Source organism: Citrobacter sp. Cpa228 (assembly GCF_030333085.1).
GTDB lineage: Bacteria > Pseudomonadota > Gammaproteobacteria > Enterobacterales > Enterobacteriaceae > Citrobacter > Citrobacter pasteurii.
The window spans coordinates 49,706-72,159 of the sequence record NZ_JAOWGQ010000053.1; the positions used below are offsets into that span (position 1 = coordinate 49,706).

Genomic DNA, 22,454 nt, shown 5'->3' on the forward strand with positions numbered 1-22,454 from the left:
CTCCGGAGTAAGGACCGTGTTGTATCTGTTTCTTCTTGTACGACAAGAATACGTGTAACTAGCGGAAAAATAAAGGAAGTTATATACCAACCAAACTGAGTCTGCATTGTGCCAGCCTCTGGCTGGCATTCTGTTTTCGTCCGCTCACATATATAACCCTACAAAATTAATTACATCATTATCGCTGAGGATATAAAATTGTTTCGTTATTTACCCCTGATTATCTTTGCCGCTTTTTTAATTACAGCGTGCGAGCAGAAAGAAATAGATTTACCCATTCAACCTCGCACAATTAAAGTTGTGGAGGTGGGAAAGTCTGAAAAGGCCCGTCAACGTATTCTCCCCGCAAGAATTGAGTACAGCGATTCCACTGCACTATCTTTTGAACGCTCCGGCCGTATTGAATGGCTTGATATCCGCCAGGGAACTCCAGTGGCGAAAGGACAAGTGATCGCCCGACTCTCTACCGATGAAGCTCGGCAACGGGTAAAAGAACGGCAGACTACAGCCGACCTTGCACAGCGACAGTTTGAACGCTTCCAGGCATTGTCTGCGCGCCATGCCGTCTCGCGTGATGAGATGGATGTACAACGTGCCAGAAAAGATGCTGCAAACGCGGCGCTACAGATCGCTCGCGAAGAACTGAACCAAATGATACTCACCGCCCCGTTCTCCGGTATCGCTGTCAGTGTAAATGCTCGAAACCATCAGGTTGTGGCAGCCGGACAGGCTATCGCCACTCTGGCTCGCACCGACATGCTCGATGTGGCATTCAGCGTGCCGGAAAACCTGTTTACCGCAATGGACATTCGCAATATGGCCTATCGACCACTGGTGCACATCACTGCACTGCCGGGCCGCCAGTTTCAGGCTGATTACAAAGAGCACTCGGCTAGCAGCAACAATAACACGCTCACCTGGAAGATGATTTTAACCATGCCACGACCGTCTGACTTCCCTGCTGTTGCTGGGGTCAGTGGTACGGTCACCATCGATCTATCAAAACTGCCAGCCAGTACCTTGCGTGAAAAGCTGGTCGTGCCAGTTGAAGCTGTGTTTAACCCGGACAACAGCCCACTCAATCACCCCCACGTCTGGGTGGTAAAGGGCAGCGGCGAGCAGCTTACGCTGGAAGAACGCAGTGTAACCACTGGTGAACTCACCGAGGGCGGTATCGTAATAACACACGGTCTAACAAACGGTGAACGGGTGGTCGCTGCCGGGGTGAATGAAATACATGCTCAGCAGCAGGTTCGTATCTGGACACGTGAGGGGGGACTGTAATGGATATCTCCCGACAGTTTATTAATAATCCCGTCCGTGTCTGGCTGCTCATTCTGTTACTAGGTATCGGCGGTATTTTTGCACTACTTAACATCGGTCGTCTTGAAGATCCAGAGTTTGCTATTAAAAGCGCCGTGGTTGTTACCCTCTATCCTGGGGCATCCGCCGAGCAAGTGGAAGAAGAAGTAACGCAACCACTGGAGAAAGCCCTGCAGCAACTGCCCTATCTGGATAACATCAGCTCGATTTCATCCAACGGGATGTCGCAAATCACAGTGAACATCGCTTCGCACTACCACTCGGATAAATTACCCCAAATCTGGGACGAATTACGTCGTCGGGTAGGTGATGCAGGACGCGTTTTTCCGCCTGGTGTCATGCAGCCCTTCGTAAACGATGATTTTGGCGATGTTTTTGGCTTTTTCTTCTCAATTTCCGGTGACAATTTCAGCAATAAAGAGCTTGCACAATATGCCGAACAGCTGCGACGTGAGCTGGTACTGGTACCTGGCGTAGGCAAGGTCATGACCGGAGGAATCATAACGTCACAGATCAATGTAGAGGTGTCACTGATAAAAATGGCTGCGCGCGGCATCACGCCGGCTCAGCTATCCGCTGCGCTGAGTCGACTGAATATTGTGTCAAACGCAGGGGTGATAAAATCTGGTACAGAATCAATCCGTATACATTCCACCGGCGAATTCGAAAATCTTGATGAACTGGGCCATCTGCTTGTTAGCCCAGCGGGTGACAGCGCCAGCACACGCCTGAAAGATATAGCCACACTCACGCGCGGTCTCGCTGATTCACCCTCCAGCATTTATCACGCCAATGGTCAACCCGCCGTGATGATGGGGGTATCATTTATACCCGGTGTTAATGTGATTGACGTGGGACAAGCGCTGAAATCTAAGTTACTACAGATGTCTGAGGAAAAACCCGCCGGTCTGCAGATCGGTGTATTTTACGACCAGTCTGCTGAAGTGGCATCTTCAGTAAATGGCTTTCTTACTAATTTTCTAATGGCGCTGACGATAGTCATCGGAATTTTGGTGATATTCATGGGTCTGCGCAGCGGCATTATTATAGCCCTGTCATTAGCGCTCAATGTGCTGGGCACGTTGTTTATTATGTATCTGTGGGGACTTGAGCTTCAGCGCATCTCCCTGGGGGCGCTGATAATCGCGCTGAGTATGCTGGTAGATAATGCGATAGTGATTGTGGAGGGATTACTCATTTCGCGTCAGCAGGGCGCGTCAGGGGTAAAAGCGCTAAACTTTATTATTCGGCGATCCGCACTTCCACTGTTGGGAGCCACAATTATTGCTATCCTGGCATTTGCTCCTATTGGCCTGTCACAGGACTCAACGGGCGAATACTGTAAATCGCTGTTTCAGGTATTGTTAATTTCACTGATGCTGAGTTGGTTCACAGCCCTAACCATTACGCCGGCACTGGTTAAATGGTGGCTATTTAAAACCGAGTCCCCTCTTAAGCAGCCATCAGAATTCGCTCCCTATAGTGGCAGTTTTTACCGACTCTATCAGCGCATCCTGAATACTCTGTTGGCACACAAAACAGTCACACTTTCAGTCATGGCAGTACTGCTGGCGTTGGCAATCTGGGGCTTTGGCTCGGTACGACAAAATTTCTTTCCTTCAGCCAGTACACCGATTTTTTTTGTGGATCTGTGGCTACCTTATGGTACAGACATCACCTCCACGGAAAAGATGGCTAGTGATATTGAAAAAATAATTAACGGTCGCCCAGGCGTGGTTTCCACGGTGTCAACGATAGGTCATGGCAGCATGCGGTTTATCCTGACTTACAACGGTCAGCGTCAGTACAGCAATTACGCACAAATCATGGTAAGAATGGACAATGAGCGCAATATTGGGGCACTGGCGAGCCAGTTGGATACCGTTATCGCGCAGGATTACCCGCAGGTCAATGCCAGTACCAATCGCGTGATGTTTGGCCCTTCGGGCAGTAGCAGTATTGAGGTACGCATCAGAGGGACAGCGCCCGATATCATGCGCCAGATTGCCAGCAAAGTAAGTACTATTCTGGCCGACAATCGCGATACCAGTAGTGTAAGTAACGACTGGCAAAACCGCAGTAAAGTCATTCGCCCGCAATATAATCCAGTGCTCGGTCAAGAGTTAGGTGTGGATAAAAAAGAAGTAGATGACGCGCTGGAAATGAATTTTTCCGGCAGTCGCATCGGACTATATCGCGAAGGCACGGATATGATGCCGATAGTGGTGCGTCCGCCCGAAAACGAGCGGCATGACATTAATCATCTTAATAATGTCCAGGTCTGGAGCCAAAATCAGCAACGCTATATTCCACTCAGTAACGTGGTCGATGGGTTCGTATTGCAATGGGAAAATCCACTGATTCTGCGTCGCGATCGCAGCAGGGTTATGACCGTCATGACCAACCCTGACCCACTGAGCAATGCCACTTCCGCCGATATTCTGGCGCGCGTTCGCCCACAGATTGAACAGATTCCGTTGCCGCACGGTTACAACATTACGTGGGGAGGAGATGCGGAAAGTTCAAGCGAGGCACAGCAAGGCCTGTTCTCTACCCTGCCGTTAGGTTATCTGGTGATGTTCACCATTACCGTGTTGATGTTTAGTTCGCTGAAAAATGCTTTCGCCATCTGGCTTACCGTGCCGCTGGCATTAATTGGCGTTACAGCGGGGTTTTTACTTATCGACATTCCGTTTGGCTTTATGGCCCTGATAGGTTTGCTGAGTCTGAGTGGAATGTTGATCCGTAACGGGATTGTCCTGGTTGAGGAGATTGAGCATCAGAAACAGGTGAAGCCGCAACATGAAGCGATTATATCCGCCGCCACTTCACGTTTACGTCCTGTTCTGCTCACAACCTTCACCACTGTACTGGGTTTCGCGCCACTGCTGAGGGATGTCTTTTTTCAGAGTATGGCCGTGGTTGTTATGTTTGGTCTGGGTTTTGCGACGATCCTTACCTTAATGGTTCTGCCGGTCATCTATGACTGCCTGCACCGTGCGGAGACACCATGAAACATCACGGGGTAAATGTTAAAAATCGACAGACTGCTTGTCGGTTTGCTTTTTTCTGGGGCATGCTGATGTTTGTTTTCAATTATGTACCAGCGCTCGGCTCCTTACTTGCCGCGATTCCGCCGGTCCTTCAGACGCTGATCTTTTTCGATATACAGGCCGGCCTGTTGGTCGCCGGATTTTTCGTGATGCTAAACCTTTCTCTGAGTTCAGTGATGGAGCCACTTATACTCGGCAAACGGCTGAATTTACCACTGACGGTTCAACTACTGGCATTCCTGATCTGGCAGGCACTACCTGGCATAACTGGAGCGATACTGGCCATACTCACCTTTTTACTGAAAAAAGTGTGGCGAGCATTACGTGAACTGGAATGGCGTATATCAGCAGACGAGAGAAGTCGTGGAAAGTTACCAATTTTAACCTGAACAAGTTTACCAGTCGGGGACTCGCGTAACGGTAGAAAAAAGAATTCATCCCGGTGGCACCACATGAGAGACGTAAACCACGATTTTCGCCTACGTCAGCTTCATCTTTGCCACCAGGCTTCATCATTTTTACCGCTTTAAACGAAAGTGGCTTTCCCTCTTGTTTTCCTGCCATAAAGACTCCGTTATCATGCACCTTATGCAGTCATGAATTCCTACTGTTAACTGTAGGATTTCATGATATTCGATGAGACAACGTGAAACCTAATGATAACCATAAAATTCACTAACTCATTAAAAATTAAGAAATATGGATATCACACTCCAATGAGTACAATAGAAAATCTAGACTCTCACACGCCTATGATGCAGCAGTATCTCAAGCTGAAGGCTCAGCATCCGGAAATACTGCTGTTTTACCGCATGGGCGACTTTTATGAACTGTTTTATGACGATGCGAAACGCGCGTCTCAGCTGCTTGATATCTCCCTGACCAAACGCGGTGCATCCGCAGGTGAGCCGATCCCGATGGCGGGCATTCCTCACCATGCGGTCGAGAACTACCTCGCCAAGCTGGTCAATCAGGGTGAATCTGTCGCTATTTGTGAGCAGATTGGCGATCCGGCGACCAGCAAAGGGCCGGTTGAACGCAAAGTGGTACGCATTGTCACGCCGGGTACCATCAGCGATGAAGCACTTTTACAGGAACGTCAGGACAACCTGCTGGCCGCCGTCTGGCAGGACAGTAAAGGCTTTGGCTACGCTACGCTGGACATCAGTTCCGGGCGTTTTCGCGTCAGTGAACCCGCAGACCGTGAGACAATGGCTGCGGAACTACAGCGTACCAACCCCGCCGAATTGCTGTATGCCGAGGATTTCGCTGAAACTTCACTGATTGAAGGACGCCGCGGCCTGCGTCGTCGTCCGCTGTGGGAATTTGAAATTGATACCGCCCGCCAACAGTTGAACCTGCAGTTTGGCACGCGAGATCTGATTGGCTTTGGCGTGGAAAATGCCCCGCGTGGATTATGCGCCGCCGGCTGTCTGCTGCAATACGTCAAAGATACCCAGCGCACTTCGCTGCCGCATATTCGTTCCATCACCATGGAACGTCAGCAGGACAGCATCATTATGGATGCCGCCACGCGCCGCAATCTGGAAATTACCCAGAACCTGGCGGGCGGCGTTGAAAACACGCTGGCGTCAGTACTCGACTGCACCGTGACGCCAATGGGCAGCCGTATGCTCAAGCGCTGGCTGCATATGCCTGTGCGCGACACTAAAATCCTCACCGAGCGCCAACAAACCATCGGCGCGCTGCAGGATGCCACCAGCGAATTACAACCCGTGCTGCGTCAGGTGGGCGATCTGGAACGTATTCTGGCACGTCTGGCACTGCGTACCGCGCGTCCACGCGATCTGGCACGCATGCGCCATGCCTTCCAGCAATTACCGGAACTGCGCGCGCAGCTGGAAAGCGTAGACAGTGCCCCCGTGCAAATGCTGCGCGAAAAAATGGGCGAATTTAGCGAACTACGTGAACTGCTGGAACGCGCCGTCGTCGAAGCACCACCCGTGCTTGTACGCGACGGCGGCGTCATTGCCCCGGGCTACAATGAAGAGCTGGACGAGTGGCGAGCGCTGGCTGATGGCGCAACTGACTATCTGGACAGACTGGAAATCCGTGAGCGCGAGCGCACCGGTCTGGATACGCTGAAGGTTGGGTTTAACGCCGTTCATGGCTACTACATTCAGATCAGCCGTGGGCAGAGTCATCTGGCACCGATTAACTACGTGCGTCGCCAGACGTTGAAAAACGCCGAACGCTACATTATTCCGGAACTGAAAGAGTACGAAGACAAAGTTCTGACGTCAAAAGGCAAAGCGCTGGCGCTGGAAAAACAGCTGTATGACGAGCTGTTCGACATGCTGTTGCCGCATCTGGCTGATTTGCAACAGAGCGCCAGCGCGCTGGCGGAGTTGGACGTACTGGTCAACCTGGCCGAACGCGCTTATACCCTGAACTACACCTGCCCGACCTTCACCAATAAACCCGGTATCCGTATTACTGAGGGTCGTCATCCGGTGGTTGAACAGGTGCTGAGTGAGCCGTTTATCGCCAACCCGCTCAACCTCTCGCCCCAACGACGGATGCTAATTATCACCGGGCCGAACATGGGCGGTAAAAGTACCTATATGCGCCAGACTGCGTTGATTGCGCTACTGGCCTACATCGGCAGCTACGTTCCGGCGCAGAAAGTGGAAATAGGCCCGATCGATCGGATCTTTACCCGCGTGGGCGCGGCGGATGATCTGGCATCCGGTCGTTCTACCTTTATGGTAGAAATGACCGAAACCGCCAACATTCTGCATAACGCCACCGAGAACAGCCTGGTACTGATGGATGAGATTGGACGCGGCACCTCCACCTACGATGGCCTGTCGCTGGCATGGGCGTGCGCGGAAAACCTGGCCAATAAAATCAAAGCATTAACGTTGTTTGCCACCCACTACTTCGAACTGACTCAGTTACCGGAAAAAATGGAGGGCGTCGCGAATGTGCATCTGGATGCGTTAGAGCACGGCGATACCATCGCCTTCATGCATAGCGTGCAGGATGGCGCGGCGAGCAAGAGCTATGGTCTGGCAGTAGCCGCACTGGCAGGGGTGCCGAAAGAGGTTATTAAACGCGCGCGGCAAAAACTGCGCGAACTGGAAAGCATTGCGCCAAACGTTGCCGCGACCCAGGTCGATGGTACACAGATGTCGCTGCTTTCAGTGCCTGAAGAAATCTCGCCCGCCGTTGAAGCGCTGGAAAACCTCGACCCGGATTCGCTAACACCGCGCCAGGCGCTGGAGTGGATCTACCGGTTGAAAAGTCTGGTGTAACGTTGTAATGCCCGATGGCGCTTTGCTTATCGGGCCTACGGCAACGCGAGAATGGGTGCAAGAAGACGAAACCAGACCATCAAGACGCGGGGTTTCCCCCGCGTTGTTGCTACTTCTTCAGTTCGTAAGCGAGAACAGCTTTAAACTCCATACCACGTTCTTTAATACTTAACTCGCACAACGAATCTCGCACCATTAACGTGAATCCCAGCGCCGTGAAACACAGCACTACAATTGCCACAAGGGCATATTTTGTCAGCATGTCTTGCCTCCCTGCAAAGAAGAGACTAACATCCAAGTGGTCTAGGTTTGAACGCTAGCCTCAGGTTGATAGAACTATCTCCTGGGGCTTTTGTCTTTCCGGGACCTAACAAATGCTCAAAACCCAAAAAGCCTCAAGCACCCGCCGCTATTCTATTTCAGGTGTCATCTCTTCAAATAAATTAAGCCATTCGCTACGAGCTTGCTCGCAAAATAACAAACCCCGGATATTCCGAGGCTTAATATAGGTGTGTCCTTCCCGATGGCGCTATGCTTATCGGGCCTACAAAATACCGCTATATGTAGGTCGGGTAAGGCGAAGCCGCACCCGGCGTGTTGATTAGCGCTTATCTTCTGCCAGCAGCGGTGGAATACTCGGCACCATCGGTGCGTCATCCATATCTTTTTGCGTCATACGAAACGCCTGCGGGTAGTGCTCGCGGCTGGTGCGGCGTAGCGGTTCGGTATTACGCCAGGTGTACAGACAATGCTGGCACTGATATACCGTCCAGACGCCTTTTACCGGCGAGTTCGCCATCACTTCAATATGTTCATCGGCACAACGTGGACAAATCATCTGCAACTCCTTATTTACGGTTAGCCAGCATGGCGGTCAGCTTTTCAGCCCAGGCTTTCGTTTCCGGTAAATCACATACCGGCTGGCTGTAGTGCCCACGGTTATCCGGTGCAACCGGCGTGGTGGCATCAATGATTAACTTGTCGGTAATCCCCGCCGGACTGGAACCCGGATCAAGCTCCAGCACCGACATATTCGGCAATTGCACCAGATCCCCCGCCGGATTAACTTTCGACGACAGCGCCCACATCACCTGCGGCAGATTGAACGGGTCAACGTCCTCATCAACCATAATCACCATTTTCACGTAACCCAGACCATGCGGCGTGGTCATCGCCCGCAACCCTACCGCACGGGCGAAGCCGCCGTAGCGTTTTTTGGTGGAGATAATCGCCAGCAAACCGTGGGTGTACATGGCGTTCACCGCCTGTACTTCCGGGAATTCGGCTTTCAGCTGTTGATAAAGCGGTACGCAAGTTGCTGGCCCCATCAGATAGTCGATTTCCGTCCACGGCATCCCAAGATACAGCGATTCAAAAATCGGTTTACTGCGATAAGAGACTTTATCGATACGCACGACAGTCATGTTACGTCCACCGGAGTAGTGACCGGTAAACTCGCCAAACGGCCCTTCGATTTCACGCTTACGGCTTTCAATGACGCCTTCGAGGATCACTTCTGAACCCCACGGTACGTCAAAGCCAGTGAGTGGTGCGGTAGCGATCGGATACGGGCTTTCACGCAGCGCGCCCGCCATTTCGTATTCCGACTGATCGTACTTCAGCGGCGTAGCCCCCATCAGGGTAATAATAGGATCGTTACCCAGGGTGATGGCAATCGGCAGGTCTTCACCACGCTCTTCCGCTTTATGCAGATGCAGCGCGATATCGTGCATCGGCACCGGTTGCAGGCCCAGCTTACGCTTGCCTTTTACTTCCATACGATAAATACCGACGTTCTGCTTACCGAAGTTATCCGGATCCAGCGGATCGCGCGACACAACACAGGCTTTATCGAGATAGAACCCTCCATCGCCATCGTTCAGACGAAACAGCGGCAGAATATCAAACAGGTTGATCTCCTCACCATCAACACAGTTTTCAGCCCACGCCGGGTTAGCGCGGCGTTCTGGCGCAATCGGGAAGTGGTCCCAGCGGCGAATAAACTCATCAATCTGTTTTTTCACCGGCGTATTGGGCGGCAGGCCTAATGAAATGGCATGATTCTGCCACGAGCCGATGGTATTCATCGCCACGCGGGCGTCGGTAAAACCACGAATATTGTCAAACCACAGCGCTGGCGCACCGTCGCCAATACGTCCGGTCGCGTTAGCCGCCGCAGCCAGATCCGGCTCAGCGTTGACCTCTTCACCGATTTTCAGCAATTGCCCCTGGTCGTCCAGCGCCTGTAAAAAGCTGCGCAAATCATCAAATGCCATTATTCATTCTCCTGTGCAAAATTCTTCGCCTGTCGTAATCCCTGCCAGCGACGGGCGTTGGGGTGTTCCAGACCAAACTGATCGAGCACGCGAGCCACAATGTGTTGCGTGATGTCATCAACCGTTTGCGGGTGGTTATAAAACGCGGGCATCGGCGGGACCATCGCGACGCCCATGCGGGAAAGTGCGAGCATATTTTCCAGATGAATAGTGCTCAGCGGCATTTCACGCGGAACCAGCACCAGCTTGCGCCCTTCTTTCAGCACCACATCAGCGGCACGCCCCACCAACCCTTCCGCATAGCCTGCACGAATACCGGCCAGGGTTTTCATACTGCAGGGGATAATGATCATGCCGTCAGTACGAAACGATCCGGAGGAGATGGTCGCCGCCTGGTCAGCCGGGTTGTGGCAATAATCGGCCAGCGCTGACACATCGCGGACGTTGTACGGCGTTTCCAGTTCAATGGTGGTTTTGGCCCACTTTGACAGCACCAGATGAGTTTCCACCCCCGACATTTCCCGCAGCGCCTGCAGTAGCGACACACCAAGCGGTGCGCCAGTCGCCCCGGTCATTCCTACAATCAGTCTCATTTCATCCTCAAAATTGTTCGTATGCGAACATTTTTATTAAAATACTCCCTCAAGGCATTCCGGGCAAGGGTACCTCGCACAGATTGTTAAAGCAGCAATGGTTAAACTATGACGCATTACCCGTTAAGATAGAGACTAACAGAAATTCCGGAGCTCTCATGCCGTTACGAAATACCGCCTTCCACCTTTTACGCCAGCTTTTTCAACAGCATACGGCTCGCTGGCAACATGAATTACCGGAACTGACCAAACCGCAGTATGCGGTGATGCGCGCCATTGCCGAACAGCCTGGCATTGAGCAGGTTACCCTGACCGAGGCTGCGGTCTGTACCAAGGCGACGCTTGCGGAAATGCTGAGCCGGATGGAAAAACGCGATCTGGTCAGGCGTGAGCACGACCCGGCGGATAAGCGTCGGCGGTTTGTTTATTTGACCGCGCAAGGAGAAGCGTTACTGGCCAGCGCAACCCCGCTGGGAAATAGCGTAGATGATGAGTTTTTGGGGCGATTATCTGATGAAGAACGTGAGCAGTTCACACGTCTGGTGCGTAAGATGATGAACTAATTTGCCGGATGGCGACATAAATGTCTGATCCGACCTACAAAGTCCTGCTCCCCGTAGGCCTGATAAACGCAGTGCCATCAGGCAACAAACATAGAAAAAGGCCAGCCTCACCGAGACTGGCCTTTCTTGATAGAACTTGTGCTTACTCGCGGAACAGCGCTTCGATGTTCAGCCCCTGCGTCTGCAGGATTTCACGCAGACGACGCAGACCTTCAACCTGAATCTGACGAACACGTTCACGGGTCAGGCCAATTTCACGGCCCACATCTTCCAGTGTCGCAGCTTCGTACCCCAGCAGACCAAAACGACGTGCCAGCACCTCACGCTGTTTGGCGTTCAGTTCGAACAGCCATTTGACGATGCTCTGTTTCATATCATCGTCTTGCGTGGTGTCTTCCGGACCGTTTTCCTTTTCATCGGCCAGAATATCCAGCAACGCTTTTTCGGAATCGCCACCCAGCGGGGTGTCTACCGAGGTAATACGCTCGTTGAGCCGGAGCATACGGCTGACGTCATCAACCGGTTTATCCAGTTGTTCCGCAATCTCTTCTGCGCTCGGTTCGTGGTCCAGTTTATGCGACAACTCACGCGCGGTACGCAGATAGACGTTCAGCTCTTTTACAATGTGAATCGGCAGTCGGATCGTACGGGTTTGATTCATAATCGCCCGTTCGATCGTCTGGCGGATCCACCAGGTTGCGTATGTTGAGAAGCGGAACCCGCGCTCAGGGTCAAACTTCTCGACGGCACGGATAAGCCCCAGATTGCCCTCTTCAATCAGGTCCAGCAATGCCAGACCACGATTGCCATAACGACGAGCAATTTTCACCACCAGACGCAGGTTACTTTCAATCATGCGGCGGCGAGAAGCGACATCTCCACGCAGTGCGCGACGCGCAAAATAAACTTCTTCTTCGGCTGTTAACAGTGGCGAATAACCAATCTCACCAAGGTAAAGCTGAGTCGCGTCCAACACACGCTGTGTGGCCCCCTGCGATAACAGCTCTTCTTCAGCCAGGTCGTTATCACTGGGTTCCTCTTCACTCAAGGCTTTCTCATCAAAAGCCTCTACTCCGTTCTCATCAAATTCCGCATCTTCATTTAAATCATGAACTTTCAGCGTATTCTGACTCATAAGGTGGCTCCTACCCGTGATCCCTAACGGAACTAGCACGTGAAAGCCTGGTTCCGCCGAATTATCGCTGCGGTAAATAGCGCAGCGGGTTTACGGATTTCCCCTTGTAACGAATTTCAAAATGCAAGCGTGTAGAACTGGTTCCGGTGCTACCCATGGTAGCTATCTTCTGCCCCGCCTTGATTTCTTGTTGTTCCCGGACCAGCATTGTATCGTTATGGGCGTAGGCACTCAGGTAATCATCGTTGTGTTTGATGATAATAAGATTACCGTAACCACGCAGCGCGTTACCGGCATACACGACGCGTCCATCTGCGGTCGCGACAATAGCCTGTCCTTTGCTGCCTGCAATGTCGATCCCTTTATTGCCACCTTCGGTAGCTGCGAAGTTTTCGATCACCTTGCCGTCAGTCGGCCAGCGCCAGGTAGAAATCGGCGAACTGGTAGAAGTTGAGCTTGCAGTCGATTCGGTTGCACTAACTGCCGGAGCCGTTACAGGCGCTGTGACAACGGTCCCAGCAGGCTTGTTGTTCGGCAACATTTTGTTAGCACTTTGTTCACCTGAATCCTCAGAATACGTAATTGTTGGTTTCGAAGCAACAGCAACGGTGGAATTTTGTGCAGGGTTGGTCACAACTCCTTGCTGTGCTGCATCCGCCTGGGTGATGGCATTACCACCGGTAATCGGTGCACCCGACGCGTTGCCCACTTGCAGAGTTTGTCCGACATTCAGGCCATACGGGGCCGGAACGTTATTGCGTTGTGCGAGGTCACGGAAATCGTTCCCGGTAATCCAGGCAATATAGAAAAGCGTGTCGCCTTTCTTAACAGTATAGGTACTGCCACCCGTATAGCTACCTTTCGGAATATTCCCATACTGACGATTGTACACAATCCGCCCGTTTTCCATCTGGACAGGCTGTTCTGCAACCGGCTGAATCTGTGTTGGCTGAGTCGCCGGGCGTTGCACCGGTTGGATCTGTGGCGTTTGTTGTACTGTCGCCGTTGATCCCATTTTTGGTGGAGGCGTAATCAGCATGCCGGAGCTGGTGTTCGATGATGCATTGCCGCCAACAGAGCTGACCGGCGCTGGCGGATTCGAGGTGTTTGAACAACCTGCCAGCCATAACGAAACCAGTGACAATGCCGCAATACGGCGAACGGTAAATTTGTGGCTTCCCGCGCTCATTTATCCCCCAGGAAAATTTGGTTAATACCCAGTGACGTAATCACCGTGCAAGGCATCGGGCTGGACACTGGAAAACGTGACCACGATACGCTTACTAATTCCAGAATATCCAGGAAAACTCCAGGTATTCAGCAGCGTTAGCTACGCCAGCTCCCCCTTGACTAAGGGAACAAAGCGTACGGCCTCCACGGTGTCGATAATAAATTCGCCTCCCCGACGACGAACCCGTTTCAAAAACTGGTGCTCATCGCCCACGGGCAAGACGAGAACGCCGCCTTCATCCAACTGCATCATCAATGCCGTTGGGATCTCAGGCGGTGCTGCCGTCACAATGATAGCGTCAAACGGCGCTCGAGCCTGCCAACCTTGCCATCCATCACCATGACGGGTCGAAACATTATGTAAATCAAGCTGTTTCAGGCGACGACGCGCCTGCCATTGCAAACCTTTAATGCGCTCAACAGAGCACACATGATGCACCAGATGCGCCAGGATAGCCGTCTGGTAGCCAGAGCCGGTACCAATTTCCAGAACCCGCGATTGCGGCGTTAGCTCCAGCAGCTCGGTCATGCGAGCCACCATATAGGGCTGTGAGATGGTCTGCCCCTGGCCAATCGGCAGGGCGATATTATCCCAGGCCTTATGTTCAAACGCCTCATCAACGAACTTTTCACGCGGCACTGCGGCGAGCGCATCCAGGACATGCTCATCTCTGATGCCCTGCGCACGTAATTGTTCAAGAAGAGTGTGTACGCGTCTGCTTACCATTGCGTGTCGACTCCCACGCTGTCTAACCAGTCAGAAACAACCTCATGCGCACCGTATGCGGTTAAATCAACATGCAGCGGCGTGATGGAAACATAACCTTCATCAACGGCAGCAAAATCCGTATCCGGACCGGCATCGCACTTTTCGCCCGGCGGGCCAATCCAATACAGCGTATTGCCACGCGGATCCTGCTGTGGAATCACCTGATCCGCCGGATGACGGCTGCCGCAGCGGGTGACGCGGATCCCTTTAATCTGATCCAGCGGTAAATCCGGCACGTTGATATTCAAAATGCGTCCGGTGCGCAGCGGTTCACGACTCAGCGCCCGTAAGATACGACAGGTTACTGCGGCAGCGGTATCGTAGTGTTTATGACCATCAAGTGAAACAGCCAGCGCAGGGAACCCGAGGTGACGACCTTCCATCGCCGCCGCCACGGTACCGGAATAGATGACATCATCACCCAGATTTGGACCCGCATTAATACCAGAAACAACAATGTCCGGACGCGGACGCATTAATGCGTTCACGCCCAGATAGACGCAGTCGGTAGGCGTACCCATTTGTATGGCAATATCGCCGTTATCATAGGTAAACGTGCGAAGCGAGGACTCCAGCGTCAGCGAATTAGACGCGCCACTGCGGTTACGATCCGGGGCAACCACCTGTACGTCAGCAAACTCACGCAGCGCTTTCGCCAGCGTTTGTATACCGGGTGCGTGGACCCCATCATCGTTACTCAGCAATATACGCATAATCACCCATTGTGTTAATAAGTTCCCTTACAACACTGGTGGCGAAGCTACCTGCCGGTAGCCAGAAGCGCAACTCAACGGTTACGTCATCCCACCAGTTCCAGCTTAATTGTTGTGGATACAGCAATATAGCGCGGCGCGATGCCTCAACTTTCTCGCGCAATAACAGAGACTGTAGCGCGGTTTCGTCAGCAATAGCGGCCTCTTCAAACGCCAGAGCATCGCGCTGAGTTCCCCACTCACCGCTGCCCGGCAATGCCGCTGTTATCATCAATTCTTTCTCATCGACGCGACGCTGTAATTCGGTCTGTTCTTCCCGTGTGGCAACAAACCAGCTTCCGCGTCCCGACAATTGTAGCGCATCGCCGTCAACAACTTGATTAAAGTCTGTTTTTTTCAGGCGTTCATTGACTATCTGATTAAACAACGCGCTACGGGCTGCCGACAACCAAAAACTGCGTTTATTGCGATCGCGCACCGGCGCATCGCTTTGCGCCCAGCGCAGCGCACCTTGCAGGTTGCTGCCGCCGATACCAAAACGTTGGGCGCCGAAATAGTTCGGTACGCCGCGCTCGCTAATCGCCTGTAAACGCGCTTCAACATCATCACGCTCGCTCACTTCACGCAACACCAGCGTAAACGCGTTGCCTTTCAGTGCGCCTAAACGCAGCTTACGCTTGTGGCGGGCGTACTCCAGCACTTTACAGCCTTCAAGCTCAAATTTGCTTAAATCGGGCATTGCATTGCCCGGTACGCGCGCGCACAGCCACTGTTCCGTGACCGCATGCTTATCTTTCTGCCCGGCAAAGCTGACTTCGCGGGCGTGGATTTTAAGGAATTTGGCCAGCGCGTCAGCCACAAAACGGGTGTTACAACCGTTTTTCAGAATACGCACCAGAACGTGCTCGCCTTCGCCATCCGGTTCGAAGCCTAAATCTTCGACGACGACAAAGTCTTCCGGATTGGCTTTCAGAACTCCGTGGCCGAGTGGTTTACCATGGAGATAGGTCAGATCTTCAAACGCTGTCATTTCGTTGCCTTAATGAGTAACGCCACCGCTTCACAGGCAATCCCTTCCCCACGCCCGGTAAAACCGAGTTTTTCCGTGGTGGTCGCTTTCACGTTAACATCATCCATATGGCAGCCGAGATCCTCGGCAATAAACACCCGCATTTGCGGAATGTGCGGCAGCATCTTCGGCGCCTGAGCAATAATAGTGACATCCACATTACCAAGCGTATAGCCTTTAGCCTGAATACGCCGCCAGGCCTCACGCAATAACTCGCGGCTATCGGCACCCTTGAACGCTGCATCGGTATCCGGGAAGAGTTTACCGATATCACCCAACGCCGCAGCCCCCAGCAGGGCATCGGTTAGCGCATGTAATGCCACATCGCCATCAGAATGCGCCAGCAATCCTTTTTCGTATGGGATGCGCACACCACCAATGATAATTGGGCCAACACCGCCAAAGGCGTGTACGTCAAAACCGTGTCCAATTCGCATTATGTCTTCTCCTGGTATACACATCATCCTTCAAGCTGCTTCTTTGTTGGCTACCTTTGTTCACCCCAGTCACTTACTTATGTAAGCTCCAGGGGATTCACTCAGTTGCCGCCTTGATGCAGCTTGAATGATTTTGTGTCTAGATTCTTCGGGTCAGATAAAATTCCGCCAGTGCCAGATCTTCCGGACGGGTGACTTTAATGTTGTCAGCGCGTCCTTCAACCAGCAGCGGATGAAAGCCGCAATATTCCAGTGCCGAAGCCTCATCCGTAATGGTTGCGCCTTCGTTTAGTGCTCGGGTCAGGCAATCGTGTAACAGCTCACGTGGGAAATACTGCGGTGTCAACGCATGCCATAAATCGGTGCGTTCGACCGTATGAGCAATCTCAGTCTTACCTGGCTCGGCACGTTTCATGGTGTCGCGTACGGGAGTCGCCAGGATACCGCCGATACGGCTGGTTTCACTTATTGCCAGTAAGCGGGCTAAATCATCCTGATGCAGACATGGCCGCGCGGCATCATGCACCAGTACCCACTGAGCGTCTCCAGCGGCTTGCAAACCGGCAAGGACAGAATCGGCACGCTCATCGCCGCCATCCACCACGGTAATTTGCGGATGCGCTGCAAGTGGTAGTTGGGCAAAGCGGCTGTCGCCGGGACTGATAGCGATAACGACACGCGTCACCCGGGGATGCGCCAGCAGCGCATCAACCGAGTGTTCAAGAATGGTTTTATTGCCAATTGAGAGGTACTGCTTAGGACACTCCGCCTGCATTCGGCGGCCAAATCCGGCAGCCGGCACCACGGCGCAAACGTCCAATAAAGAGGCTGCCATGTTAAATCCTTGGCTGGTTTATCGATTGTTTTGCCCTGCGGTCTGTGCGCGTTTAGACGCGTCAGGGACCAGGCGATAAAACGTTTCGCCCGGCTTAGTCATGCTGAGTTCGTTGCGTGCGCGTTCCTCGATAGCTTCCTGACCGCCATTGAGATCGTCAATTTCAGCAAAGAGCTGATCGTTACGCGCTTTAAGTTTCGCGTTTGTAGCTTGCTGCGCAGCAACATCATCGTTGACGCGACTATAGTCATGTATGCCGTTCTTACCGAACCACAGCGAATACTGCAGCCAGACTAATAAAGCCAGCAACAGCAGCGTTAGTTTACCCATCCTGCCCCCTGAAAAACGGCATTAACATCCCATAACTTCCGCAGACAACTTTACATCAACGGTCGGGAATGCCGCGACAACGCGGGCAAATGTACCACATTTGCCCGTTGTTACGTATACCTCGTGTAAGGAGAACATAATCTCATTGTTGGTTACGGTTTGAATTAGAGCTGTCGGTATGCAGCACCACTCGCCATGAAAAAAGGGAAGTAAACCTAGCCCAGCAGCCACAGGAACAATGCGCCAAACATCGACCCAACCACCAGCAGGGTAAACGTAACGCTTAGCAGCAGCCGTCCCTGCATAAGCGAATGCAGGGCAATACCCGCCACAATGGCGACGGGCAGCAACGCGAGGAAAAAAGGCCAGGTATAAAGGAAAAAAAATAGCGTATTAGGGCCATACATCAGGCATGGGAACCCCAGCGCCAGCAACCACGCAGCAAAACCGACAACGGCACCCGGTAGTGACCAGGTGGTTTCGTCGTCGGCGGCGAAGGTATCTGAGTCTGTAATGGTAATGTTATGGCTGTTACGCATATCGAATCCTGTGACCGTGACTGACCGGGCATACAAGCTCGGGTGTCTCAGGATCTGATAATATCTTCCTGCCTCAGCAGGTCTAATAATTGGGGTACCAAATTTGTTACCAATTGTTCACCATCAAGATGAATCTCTGGCGATTCAGGCGCTTCGTATACCGAGTCGATTCCGGTGAAATTGCGCAACTCCCCCGCCCGCGCTTTTTTATACAGCCCTTTTGGATCGCGTGCTTCACACGTTGCTAATGGCGTATCGACAAACACCTCTATAAAACGCCCATGACCCACACGTTCGCGAACCATCTGTCGTTCAGCACGATGAGGGGAAATAAAGGCCGTCAGTACCACCAGCCCCGCATCCACCATCAGGTTAGCCACTTCGCCAACCCGACGAATATTCTCCTTACGATCGGCATCGCTAAATCCGAGATCGCTGCACAAGCCGTGGCGCACGTTATCACCGTCCAGCAGATAAGTGCTAACCCCCTGCTTGTGCAATGCTTCTTCCAGCGCCCCTGCTACCGTGGATTTACCGGAACCAGAGAGTCCGGTAAACCACAGCACAACACCACGATGACCGTGGCGTTGTTCCCGCTGTTGCGGCGTAACAGGATGGGCATGCCAGACGACGTTTTCGTCATGCAGCGCCATTATTTTCCTCCCAGCAGATCGCGCGCGCCCCAGTGTGGGAAGTGGCGACGCACCAGCGCATTAAGCTCCAGTTCAAACGCGCTGAACTGGGATGCCATGGCCTGCTCCTGGACGATCGGCTCGCGTACCAGTCCAGCACCGACGGTGACGTTGGTCAGACGGTCAATGATAATCAGGCCGCCCGTCACCGGATTATGCTGATAGGTGTCCAGCACCAGCGGCTCATCAAAGGTCAGATTAACCAGACCGATGCCGTTTAGCGGCAGCGCTTCAACGTCACGTTGGGTCAGGTTATTAATATCGACCTGATACTCCACGCTATCAACACGCGCACGCGTCTTCTTGCCTGCGACTTTGATGTCGTAGCTCTGCCCTGGCGACAGCGGTTGTTCCGCCATCCACACCACATCAACGGCAGCGCGTTGCACCGTCGACAGCGTTTCCTGGGCATCAAGCAGCAGATCGCCCCGGCTGATGTCGATCTCATCTTTTAGCACCAGGGTAATGGCTTCACCTGCATGTGCTTCCTGCAAGTCGCCATCAAACGTGACAATCCGGGCGACGCTGGACTCAACGCCGGATGGCAGCACTTTGACGCGTTGCCCTACCTTCACGCTACCCGAAGCCAGCGTTCCGGCATAACCGCGAAAGTCCAGATTCGGCCGGTTCACATACTGCACCGGGAAGCGCATCGGTTGGGTATCAACACTGCGTTGGATCTCAACGGTTTCAAGCACTTCCAGCAGCGTCGGGCCGCTGTACCACGGCATGCTGAAACTTTGCGACGCCACGTTGTCACCTTCCAGTGCTGAAAGCGGTACAAAACGGATATCCAGGTTGCCTGGCAACTGCTCGGCAAAGGTCAGATAATCTTCACGGATCCGGTTAAATGTCTCTTCGCTAAAGTCCACCAGATCCATTTTGTTGATCGCAACGATCAGATGTTTTATTCCCAACAGCGTGGAGATAAAGCTGTGACGACGCGTCTGATCCAACACGCCTTTACGTGCATCGATCAGCAGGATCGCCAGATCGCAGGTCGACGCACCGGTTGCCATATTGCGGGTGTACTGCTCATGGCCGGGGGTATCCGCAATGATAAATTTACGCTTCTCGGTAGAGAAATAACGGTAAGCCACGTCGATGGTGATGCCCTGCTCGCGCTCGGCCTGCAAGCCATCAACCAACAGCGCCAGATCGAGCTTTTCACCCTGGGTGCCGTGACGTTTGCTGTCGTTGTGCAGCGATGAAAGCTGATCTTCATAAATCTGACGCGTGTCGTGCAGCAGGCGACCAATCAGGGTACTTTTCCCGTCATCCACGCTACCGCAGGTTAAAAAGCGCAGCAGACTTTTGTGTTGCTGGGCAACCATCCAGGCTTCAACGCCGCCTTCATTAGCAATTTGTTGTGCAAGTGTCGTATTCATGGCTGCTCCTTAGAAATACCCCTGACGTTTCTTCAGCTCCATGGAGCCCGCCTGGTCGCGGTCAATCACGCGGCCCTGACGTTCACTGGTGGTTGAAACCAGCATCTCTTCGATGATTTCCGGTAGCGTCTGCGCGTCCGACTCCACCGCGCCAGTGAGCGGCCAGCAGCCGAGAGTACGGAAACGCACCATACGTTTTTTGATAACCTCACCAGGCTGCAGATCGATTCTGTCGTCATCAATCATCATCAACATGCCATCGCGCTCAAGCACCGGACGCTCTGCGGCAAGGTACAGCGGAACAATGTCGATGTTTTCCAGCCAGATGTACTGCCAGATATCCTGTTCCGTCCAGTTAGAGAGCGGGAATACGCGAATGCTTTCGCCTTTGTTAATCTGGCCGTTGTAGTTATGCCACAGTTCCGGACGCTGGTTTTTCGGGTCCCAGCGATGAAAACGATCGCGGAAGGAATAGATGCGCTCTTTCGCGCGCGATTTCTCTTCATCACGGCGTGCGCCGCCGAATGCTGCGTCAAAACCGTATTTGTTCAGCGCTTGCTTCAACCCCTCGGTTTTCATAATGTCGGTATGCTTGGCGCTACCGTGGACAAATGGGTTGATCCCCATCGCCACCCCTTCCGGGTTTTTATGCACCAGCAGTTCGCAGCCGTAGGCTTTTGCCGTGCGGTCACGAAACTCATACATCTCACTGAATTTCCAGCCGGTATCAACGTGCAGCAGAGGAAACGGCAGTGAACCAGGATAAAACGCTTTGCGCGCCAGATGCAGCATTACGCTGGAATCCTTGCCGATGGAATACATCATCACCGGATTCGAAAACTCGGCGGCCACCTCACGAATGATATGGATGCTCTCCGCTTCCAGTTGCCGCAGGTGGGTAAGTCGTTTTTGATCCATAACCGTTCCTATGTATTGCCGTTATTTTGCTAACGAAGTTCAGATAACCTGACTATAGGGAGGGCAAGAGAGCGAATGAAATTACGAATTGGAATGAGTAGTTCCTCAAAGGAATAACGATTTGGAAAAGCAAAGTTCAAAAAGTGCTTAAGCCGCCGGATTTCGGGCATTTAGGAGCAAATGAAATTGTTTTACCTCGATCACAGTTTCATACTAGCGGCTGAAAATTTCTGCTTGGTATTTAAGGACTCACTATGTTTTCCGCATTGCGCCACCTGACTACCGCCCTGGCGCTCGGCGCGTGCTTTATCCTTCCCGCACAGGCAACCTCTTCGAAGCCCGGAGATATGGCAAATACTCAGGCCCGATATATCGCAACATTCTTCCCTGGCCGCGTGACGGGCTCTCCGGCAGAAATGCTATCTGCTGATTATTTACGTCAGCAATTTCAGCAGATGGGCTATCGCAGTGATATTCGGACGTTTAATAGCCGTTATGTTTATACCGCCAAAGACAACCGTAAGAACTGGCATAACGTTACGGGCAGCACCGTCATTGCAGCGCATGAAGGCAAAGCGCCGCAGCAGATTATTATCATGGCGCACCTCGACACTTACGCCGCGCAGAGCGATGCCGATTCCGATGCTAATCTGGGCGGATTAACCTTGCAGGGCATCGACGATAACGCCGCAGGTTTGGGTGTCATGCTGGAATTGGCTGAAAAACTTAAAAATGTGCCGACACAGTACGGCATTCGGTTTATCGCCACCAGCGGCGAGGAAGAAGGCAAACTGGGTGCAGAAAATATCCTCAAGCGCATGAGTGCGGCTGAGAAGAAGAATACCCTGCTGGTTATCAACCTCGATAACCTGATCGTCGGGGATAAGCTCTACTTCAATAGTGGGAAAAGAACCCCGGAAGCCGTACGAAAACTGACGCGCGACCGGGCGCTGGCAATTGCACACAGCCGCGGTATCGTCGCCAGTACCAACCCGGGCCTGAACAAAGACTATCCGAAAGGAACCGGATGTTGTAACGATGCCGAGGTCTTCGACAAAGCGGGAATCGCCGTGCTCTCGGTAGAAGCAACCAACTGGAACCTGGGTAAAAAAGACGGCTATCAGCAACGCGCCAAAACTGCCTCTTTCCCCGCCGGTAACAGCTGGCATGATGTGCGGCTGGATAACCAACAGCATATCGATAAAGCGCTTCCAGGCCGGATTGAACATCGCAGCCGCGACGTGGTACGCATTATGCTGCCGCTGGTAAAAGAACTGGCGAAAGTGCAGTGACGCGCTTGCCGAACTCTTAAC

The 22,454-nt window shown here is 52.7% G+C and carries 21 protein-coding genes and 1 pseudogene; 6 read left to right on the top strand and 16 right to left on the bottom strand.

The genetic code is table 11. The features are described 5' to 3' along the window. The first annotated feature begins 198 nt into the window (after positions 1-198). The 4 genes and pseudogenes from OGX91_RS16340 (at position 199) to mutS (ending at position 7,654) form a co-directional block, all read left to right on the top strand. Complete coding sequence (locus OGX91_RS16340; RefSeq protein WP_286626861.1) at positions 199-1,284, top strand: efflux RND transporter periplasmic adaptor subunit; 1,086 nt, start codon at positions 199-201, stop codon at positions 1,282-1,284. Then, a complete protein-coding gene (locus OGX91_RS16345) occupies positions 1,284-4,337 on the top strand; it encodes an efflux RND transporter permease subunit (RefSeq protein ID WP_286626862.1) in 3,054 nt (1,017 codons plus the stop codon). The genes OGX91_RS16340 and OGX91_RS16345 overlap by 1 nt, the downstream gene beginning before the upstream one ends. A gap of 41 nt (positions 4,338-4,378) precedes the next feature. Continuing rightward, positions 4,379-4,765, top strand: a pseudogene (locus OGX91_RS16350) (AI-2E family transporter); the annotation flags it as partial. Between the two features lie 327 nt (positions 4,766-5,092). Then, positions 5,093-7,654: a DNA mismatch repair protein MutS gene (gene mutS / locus OGX91_RS16360; protein WP_040232222.1), complete on the top strand. Its 2,562-nt coding sequence runs from the start codon at positions 5,093-5,095 to the stop codon at positions 7,652-7,654. A gap of 109 nt (positions 7,655-7,763) precedes the next feature. Here the strand turns inward: mutS and OGX91_RS16365 are convergent, their stop codons facing one another. The 4 genes from OGX91_RS16365 to OGX91_RS16380 form a co-directional block, all read right to left on the bottom strand. After that, positions 7,764-7,916, bottom strand: coding sequence for a Hok/Gef family protein (locus tag OGX91_RS16365; RefSeq protein WP_182289949.1), 153 nt, complete (start codon positions 7,914-7,916; stop codon positions 7,764-7,766). A 339-nt stretch (positions 7,917-8,255) separates the two neighbouring features. Next, positions 8,256-8,492 carry a non-oxidative hydroxyarylic acid decarboxylases subunit D gene (locus OGX91_RS16370; protein ID WP_005130838.1) on the bottom strand — a complete coding sequence of 79 codons (237 nt, stop codon included), beginning with the start codon at positions 8,490-8,492 and terminating at the stop codon, positions 8,256-8,258. 10 nt (positions 8,493-8,502) lie between these two features. Beyond that, complete coding sequence (locus tag OGX91_RS16375) at positions 8,503-9,930, bottom strand: non-oxidative hydroxyarylic acid decarboxylases subunit C (protein ID WP_040232221.1); 1,428 nt, start codon at positions 9,928-9,930, stop codon at positions 8,503-8,505. Beyond that, the gene (locus tag OGX91_RS16380; RefSeq protein ID WP_040232219.1) at positions 9,930-10,523 is read right to left on the bottom strand and encodes a non-oxidative hydroxyarylic acid decarboxylases subunit B; all 594 of its coding nucleotides are present in this window, start codon (positions 10,521-10,523) and stop codon (positions 9,930-9,932) included. The genes OGX91_RS16375 and OGX91_RS16380 overlap by 1 nt, the downstream gene beginning before the upstream one ends. Before the next feature lie 158 nt (positions 10,524-10,681). Between OGX91_RS16380 and OGX91_RS16385 the strand changes: the two genes are divergently transcribed. Then, positions 10,682-11,086: a MarR family winged helix-turn-helix transcriptional regulator gene (locus OGX91_RS16385; protein ID WP_005130843.1), complete on the top strand. Its 405-nt coding sequence runs from the start codon at positions 10,682-10,684 to the stop codon at positions 11,084-11,086. Between the two features lie 142 nt (positions 11,087-11,228). Here OGX91_RS16385 and rpoS read toward each other — a convergent pair whose 3' ends face one another. The 12 genes from rpoS to cysD all read right to left on the bottom strand — a co-directional run bounded on the left by rpoS (position 11,229) and on the right by cysD (position 21,141). Then, positions 11,229-12,221, bottom strand: coding sequence for an RNA polymerase sigma factor RpoS (gene rpoS / locus OGX91_RS16390; RefSeq protein WP_000081498.1), 993 nt, complete (start codon positions 12,219-12,221; stop codon positions 11,229-11,231). Positions 12,222-12,282: 61 nt separating this feature from the next. Further along, the gene (gene nlpD / locus OGX91_RS16395; protein WP_338079053.1) at positions 12,283-13,365 is read right to left on the bottom strand and encodes a murein hydrolase activator NlpD; all 1,083 of its coding nucleotides are present in this window, start codon (positions 13,363-13,365) and stop codon (positions 12,283-12,285) included. Positions 13,366-13,551: 186 nt separating this feature from the next. Further along, positions 13,552-14,178, bottom strand: coding sequence for a protein-L-isoaspartate(D-aspartate) O-methyltransferase (locus OGX91_RS16400; RefSeq protein ID WP_005130872.1), 627 nt, complete (start codon positions 14,176-14,178; stop codon positions 13,552-13,554). Beyond that, on the bottom strand, positions 14,172-14,933 hold the full coding sequence (surE, locus tag OGX91_RS16405; protein WP_149692207.1) for a 5'/3'-nucleotidase SurE: 762 nt from the start codon (positions 14,931-14,933) through the stop codon (positions 14,172-14,174). Before surE ends, OGX91_RS16400 begins: the two co-directional genes overlap by 7 nt. Then, positions 14,914-15,963 carry a tRNA pseudouridine(13) synthase TruD gene (gene truD, locus OGX91_RS16410; RefSeq protein WP_040232214.1) on the bottom strand — a complete coding sequence of 350 codons (1,050 nt, stop codon included), beginning with the start codon at positions 15,961-15,963 and terminating at the stop codon, positions 14,914-14,916. The genes surE and truD overlap by 20 nt, the downstream gene beginning before the upstream one ends. Next, positions 15,960-16,439, bottom strand: coding sequence for a 2-C-methyl-D-erythritol 2,4-cyclodiphosphate synthase (ispF, locus tag OGX91_RS16415; protein WP_005130881.1), 480 nt, complete (start codon positions 16,437-16,439; stop codon positions 15,960-15,962). The genes truD and ispF overlap by 4 nt, the downstream gene beginning before the upstream one ends. Before the next feature lie 139 nt (positions 16,440-16,578). After that, complete coding sequence (ispD, locus tag OGX91_RS16420) at positions 16,579-17,274, bottom strand: 2-C-methyl-D-erythritol 4-phosphate cytidylyltransferase (RefSeq protein WP_005130882.1); 696 nt, start codon at positions 17,272-17,274, stop codon at positions 16,579-16,581. 18 nt (positions 17,275-17,292) lie between these two features. Beyond that, on the bottom strand, positions 17,293-17,604 hold the full coding sequence (ftsB, locus tag OGX91_RS16425; RefSeq protein WP_003034163.1) for a cell division protein FtsB: 312 nt from the start codon (positions 17,602-17,604) through the stop codon (positions 17,293-17,295). Between the two features lie 215 nt (positions 17,605-17,819). Next, positions 17,820-18,143 carry a DUF3561 family protein gene (locus tag OGX91_RS16430; protein WP_040232213.1) on the bottom strand — a complete coding sequence of 108 codons (324 nt, stop codon included), beginning with the start codon at positions 18,141-18,143 and terminating at the stop codon, positions 17,820-17,822. 47 nt (positions 18,144-18,190) lie between these two features. Next, a complete protein-coding gene (gene cysC, locus OGX91_RS16435) occupies positions 18,191-18,796 on the bottom strand; it encodes an adenylyl-sulfate kinase (RefSeq protein WP_005130888.1) in 606 nt (201 codons plus the stop codon). Then, the gene (cysN, locus tag OGX91_RS16440; RefSeq protein WP_286626870.1) at positions 18,796-20,223 is read right to left on the bottom strand and encodes a sulfate adenylyltransferase subunit CysN; all 1,428 of its coding nucleotides are present in this window, start codon (positions 20,221-20,223) and stop codon (positions 18,796-18,798) included. Before cysN ends, cysC begins: the two co-directional genes overlap by 1 nt. Positions 20,224-20,232: 9 nt before the next feature. Further along, positions 20,233-21,141 carry a sulfate adenylyltransferase subunit CysD gene (gene cysD / locus OGX91_RS16445; protein ID WP_005130891.1) on the bottom strand — a complete coding sequence of 303 codons (909 nt, stop codon included), beginning with the start codon at positions 21,139-21,141 and terminating at the stop codon, positions 20,233-20,235. Positions 21,142-21,395: 254 nt separating this feature from the next. Between cysD and OGX91_RS16450 the strand changes: the two genes are divergently transcribed. Next, complete coding sequence (locus tag OGX91_RS16450) at positions 21,396-22,433, top strand: aminopeptidase (protein WP_286626873.1); 1,038 nt, start codon at positions 21,396-21,398, stop codon at positions 22,431-22,433. Positions 22,434-22,454 lie beyond the last annotated feature (21 nt).

What these genes read in the sequence shown, in the direction of transcription:
- OGX91_RS16345 (WP_286626862.1), top strand. Translation starts at nt 1,284, where the DNA reads ATGGATATCTCCCGACAGTTTATTAATAATCCCGTCCGTGTCTGGCTG.
- mutS (WP_040232222.1), top strand. Translation starts at nt 5,093, where the DNA reads ATGAGTACAATAGAAAATCTAGACTCTCACACGCCTATGATGCAGCAG.
- OGX91_RS16365 (WP_182289949.1), bottom strand. Translation starts at nt 7,916, where the DNA reads ATGCTGACAAAATATGCCCTTGTGGCAATTGTAGTGCTGTGTTTCACG.
- OGX91_RS16370 (WP_005130838.1), bottom strand. Translation starts at nt 8,492, where the DNA reads ATGATTTGTCCACGTTGTGCCGATGAACATATTGAAGTGATGGCGAAC.
- OGX91_RS16375 (WP_040232221.1), bottom strand. Translation starts at nt 9,930, where the DNA reads ATGGCATTTGATGATTTGCGCAGCTTTTTACAGGCGCTGGACGACCAG.
- OGX91_RS16380 (WP_040232219.1), bottom strand. Translation starts at nt 10,523, where the DNA reads ATGAGACTGATTGTAGGAATGACCGGGGCGACTGGCGCACCGCTTGGT.
- OGX91_RS16385 (WP_005130843.1), top strand. Translation starts at nt 10,682, where the DNA reads ATGCCGTTACGAAATACCGCCTTCCACCTTTTACGCCAGCTTTTTCAA.
- rpoS (WP_000081498.1), bottom strand. Translation starts at nt 12,221, where the DNA reads ATGAGTCAGAATACGCTGAAAGTTCATGATTTAAATGAAGATGCGGAA.
- OGX91_RS16400 (WP_005130872.1), bottom strand. Translation starts at nt 14,178, where the DNA reads ATGGTAAGCAGACGCGTACACACTCTTCTTGAACAATTACGTGCGCAG.
- surE (WP_149692207.1), bottom strand. Translation starts at nt 14,933, where the DNA reads ATGCGTATATTGCTGAGTAACGATGATGGGGTCCACGCACCCGGTATA.
- truD (WP_040232214.1), bottom strand. Translation starts at nt 15,963, where the DNA reads ATGACAGCGTTTGAAGATCTGACCTATCTCCATGGTAAACCACTCGGC.
- ispF (WP_005130881.1), bottom strand. Translation starts at nt 16,439, where the DNA reads ATGCGAATTGGACACGGTTTTGACGTACACGCCTTTGGCGGTGTTGGC.
- ispD (WP_005130882.1), bottom strand. Translation starts at nt 17,274, where the DNA reads ATGGCAGCCTCTTTATTGGACGTTTGCGCCGTGGTGCCGGCTGCCGGA.
- ftsB (WP_003034163.1), bottom strand. Translation starts at nt 17,604, where the DNA reads ATGGGTAAACTAACGCTGCTGTTGCTGGCTTTATTAGTCTGGCTGCAG.
- OGX91_RS16430 (WP_040232213.1), bottom strand. Translation starts at nt 18,143, where the DNA reads ATGCGTAACAGCCATAACATTACCATTACAGACTCAGATACCTTCGCC.
- cysC (WP_005130888.1), bottom strand. Translation starts at nt 18,796, where the DNA reads ATGGCGCTGCATGACGAAAACGTCGTCTGGCATGCCCATCCTGTTACG.
- cysN (WP_286626870.1), bottom strand. Translation starts at nt 20,223, where the DNA reads ATGAATACGACACTTGCACAACAAATTGCTAATGAAGGCGGCGTTGAA.
- cysD (WP_005130891.1), bottom strand. Translation starts at nt 21,141, where the DNA reads ATGGATCAAAAACGACTTACCCACCTGCGGCAACTGGAAGCGGAGAGC.
- OGX91_RS16450 (WP_286626873.1), top strand. Translation starts at nt 21,396, where the DNA reads ATGTTTTCCGCATTGCGCCACCTGACTACCGCCCTGGCGCTCGGCGCG.